The sequence below is a fragment of the Moorena sp. SIO4E2 genome (assembly GCF_010671945.1).
GTDB lineage: Bacteria > Cyanobacteriota > Cyanobacteriia > Cyanobacteriales > Coleofasciculaceae > Moorena > Moorena producens.
This window is the reverse complement of the sequence record NZ_JAAHIE010000700.1, coordinates 1-3283: the sequence shown is the minus strand read 5'-3', so window position 1 is coordinate 3283 and position 3283 is coordinate 1. Positions and strand designations below refer to the sequence as shown.

General features: G+C 44.7%; 3 protein-coding genes. All 3 read right to left on the bottom strand.

The genetic code is table 11. The features are described from left to right. Window positions 1-278: 278 nt before the first annotated feature. The 3 genes from F6K37_RS35645 to F6K37_RS35635 all read right to left on the bottom strand — a co-directional run bounded on the left by F6K37_RS35645 (window position 279) and on the right by F6K37_RS35635 (window position 3202). A complete protein-coding gene (locus tag F6K37_RS35645) occupies window positions 279-1013 on the bottom strand; it encodes a phycobilisome rod-core linker polypeptide (RefSeq protein ID WP_287255630.1) in 735 nt (244 codons plus the stop codon). A gap of 708 nt (window positions 1014-1721) precedes the next feature. Beyond that, entirely contained in the window at window positions 1722-2468 is a 747-nt protein-coding gene (locus tag F6K37_RS35640) for a phycoerythrobilin:ferredoxin oxidoreductase (RefSeq protein ID WP_287255628.1), read from the bottom strand. After that, a complete protein-coding gene (locus F6K37_RS35635; RefSeq protein ID WP_287255625.1) occupies window positions 2465-3202 on the bottom strand; it encodes a 15,16-dihydrobiliverdin:ferredoxin oxidoreductase in 738 nt (245 codons plus the stop codon). Before F6K37_RS35635 ends, F6K37_RS35640 begins: the two co-directional genes overlap by 4 nt. Window positions 3203-3283: the final 81 nt, after the last annotated feature.

Sequence of the window (3283 nt, the reverse complement as noted above, 5' to 3'; positions counted from 1 at the left end):
TCGCCTGTCACTATTTACCCTTCAGGTAACTTTTATACAATGATGTCGAGCCTTTATTCGTTACATCTTGTTAAGAGTTTAAGATTTTTTGATGTCTGATTGCAACGGCAGATCAGAACTGGCTTGCTATGGCAAGCCTGTGGATTGGCTCCACGTTGGTGCTGGAAGCCTCTTGGTTGCTTAGCTCCTGCTCAAGACACAGCTCAGCTGTTTACTCCAGCTAATTGGTCTAGCGGTTGGCAGGTAAGTAACATTTCTTATCAAACCTACACTCACAGCTACAGGCTGATAATACCCCAGGCCGATAAGGCGATCGCAATTGTTCCCCCAAGTAAAACTACAGCCCCTGCCTTAGTGAGTACTCCTGCTACCAAGCGCACTGAGGCAGGAGGATAATAGGTTTTGAAACCAATTGGTTGGTATTTGAAGTAACCGATCTGTTGCAGTTGGGTGCGGTAGTCTTCCGCATAACGAGGCATCCGGGCAAAGGGTAGATCGCCTTGAATACGCTGGGGTATGATCCGCCGCCGCTGATAAGGCACGGTGTGATCACCAAAGTTTTCCAGGTACTCGTCGCTATCGAGCAGAGCATCAATAAAGTTTTTTAAGCCCTTAGTAGCCAGGACTATTGACCAGGCTAACTTCTCCCGCTCGCTGTAGACTTCACGCCCCAATACGCGTTGTACACACATCTGGGCAAAACGGTAGTTGTTGTTGGTCTGATAATTCCGCTGCCAAAAAGGTTCAGATGTTGCTAGACCACGAATGAAGTCGCGCACCGTGATTTGACCAAATCTCAGCTGTGATTCTAAAAAGCTTTGGCGGTTGCTTTTGAGAATCTGTTGTTCATTAAAAATTTGACTATAGGCTGCCCTAATCAACTCATCCATTTCCGATGGAGACAGCAGATTAGCTGTACTGTATAGTTTAGGCTGCTCATCTCCGGGCACCTCATATCCAGCCACACGCTGATTTTGGGTTGAGGGAGGATACTCTAGCAAAGGAATTGTCATTAATCACCTCTATGATCGTAAACCTCAGTCACAATCACAGATTAGGGGATTAGGTTCATACAATCCTAACTTTTTTTACGTTTCTTAATTAAAAAACATAATTTGTTATTTTAGCGAAGTATATAAAAGTATGAAGTACTAACTATGAAGTATGAAGTACTAACTATGAATTATGAAGTAAGCTGTCGCCCATTTAAACGACCTTGTCTTGATGCAAAGCGCCAGTGGCGAGGGGCTGCATCAAGACAAGGATTTGAGGTTTATCAAAAAAATCTGTTTCTGGCTACTGTTGCGCTTTTGCTATCACTGCTAGGGGCGAGGCTAAGATCTTGCACCTTCAATTAAAACCTCTAACATTTAGGAGTATCGAGTCAGGAGCTTCGAGTCATTAGAAATGGATTCAAAATCAATTATTTCCCAGTTAATTGGCAATTAATCAGAGTTTTATCATAAGCCGTCAGCCGTGAGCTAAAAGCTCACGCGTGCGCGTTCAGCCGTCAGCCACAAGCCTTTAGCTGAAGGCTTGTGGCTGACGTTTTATCAACAATAAAATTCTGTATTATTCCCATCAATTCTGTAGTCATCAATTTTGTAGTTTTGTCCTGACTTATGACTCGAAGATCCTGACTCCTGACTCCTGAAAAAACTAAGCAATTTCTTACATCGAACTGAGGTGAAGTTATAACATCCTAATAATTCCAGTAGTGCTTAACTTGCCTGTGCGAGCTTTCGCTCTAGGTCAAACAAGAAACCGTGGATGTACTCCTCAGTCCATTCACTGCCATAAAATCTCTGAAACATACCACGAGCTGGGTCTTTTTCAGCACGATAACCCAGATAACGCAGTTGAGCTTCCTTGATGGCTTCCAGATGCTGGGGATCAGTAATTAATTCTGCCTGATCCACAAAATCCAAGTAAGCTGTCAGATAGTCCTTGAAGGCAGCAAACACCCGATTTTCCACTACTTCGGTTTCCTTAGGGCGTGTCCACAGGAAAGCTGGGGAAAAGAACGGTGTTGCTTCCTCAGGGAATTCTCCTCCCCAAGGCAAATGCTGTTGATGGGCCTTGAAAATCGGTAGGATAGGTTCCGTGTAACGAGCTTGATAAGCTGGATCATCCCGGAACAGGGGCTGCATATCCAAGGCAATCAGATGTCCACCAGGTAAGGTCACTAAGTCAGCACCGAAGAAGGGGAGGTCATAGTTGAGGTGGGGGAAGATCACAAAATTGAGTACCTGTAATGCTGTTCCCCCCTGGACATGAGCCGCTCGAATTTGTCTGATTTTGGGTGCAGCAAAGCCATAACTGGTGGTCAGGACATCTTGCTGCTTTTTCCCTTTCCCCACTGTTGCGAATTTGCTTTCAAACCCAGGGGGAATGGGATAAGGCTGTAGATCAAGACGCTCTTTTAGATATGCGATCGCGTAGTCTAGAAACGGCTGATAGAGAGTCATGTTTGGCTTTGACTAACGGCTAAAGGCATGGCATTTTCAAATAAGAACTCATATAAGAACTGCTCTGCCCACTCGGGACCAAAGTAGCTGCTGAACAGACCATGGGCTGGATCTCTGTCCGCACTATACTGGTCGTAGTCTTTCTGTGCTTTAACAATCCGCTGAATATCTTCTGGCTCAGTTAGAGGCTCAGCTTGCTCCACCATTTGCCAATATAAGGCCAAGTAGTCTTTGTAAGCCTCAAAGACTTCCGTTTGCACTGTCTCTAGGGAATCGATTTTGGCAAACAGTAGATACTTAGAGAAGTACTGGTTGGCATCGTAAAACTTCATTTCTAAGTTTTGTGCCAAGTCCTGATAGCGATCGCGAATGGCTCGCATTGGTTCAATGTATTTTTCCTGATATGCTTCATCCCTGAACAATGGCTGAAAGTCTAGAACCACCAGGATCTTCTTTTTGCCAAAGGCTAAGAAGTCAATCCCTAGCAAAGGGAGATCGTAACAGTGACTAGGATACATCACACTGTTAAACACTTGGGATACTGGTCCAACATCCATGTAGGTATAGCGAATCTTCCGCAATTCCGGGCATTGGTAACACCAGCTTTGGATAATTGCCCGATGTTTGGCGCGATCGCTTACCTGGCGTTCTAAGCCTGGGGGAATTGGTTGACTGCTTAAATCAAACCGCTTGAATAGCTCTTTTTCCAGATAGTCCAGGAAAGGCTGATACATTTATATTGCTCGTATACATAGTAAAACCCTTACTGAGCATAGAGGATCGCCATACTTCCTGTCTCATTTCTCCCAGACAAA

What these genes read in the sequence shown, in the direction of transcription:
- F6K37_RS35645 (WP_287255630.1), bottom strand. Translation starts at nt 1,013, where the DNA reads ATGACAATTCCTTTGCTAGAGTATCCTCCCTCAACCCAAAATCAGCGT.
- F6K37_RS35640 (WP_287255628.1), bottom strand. Translation starts at nt 2,468, where the DNA reads ATGACTCTCTATCAGCCGTTTCTAGACTACGCGATCGCATATCTAAAA.
- F6K37_RS35635 (WP_287255625.1), bottom strand. Translation starts at nt 3,202, where the DNA reads ATGTATCAGCCTTTCCTGGACTATCTGGAAAAAGAGCTATTCAAGCGG.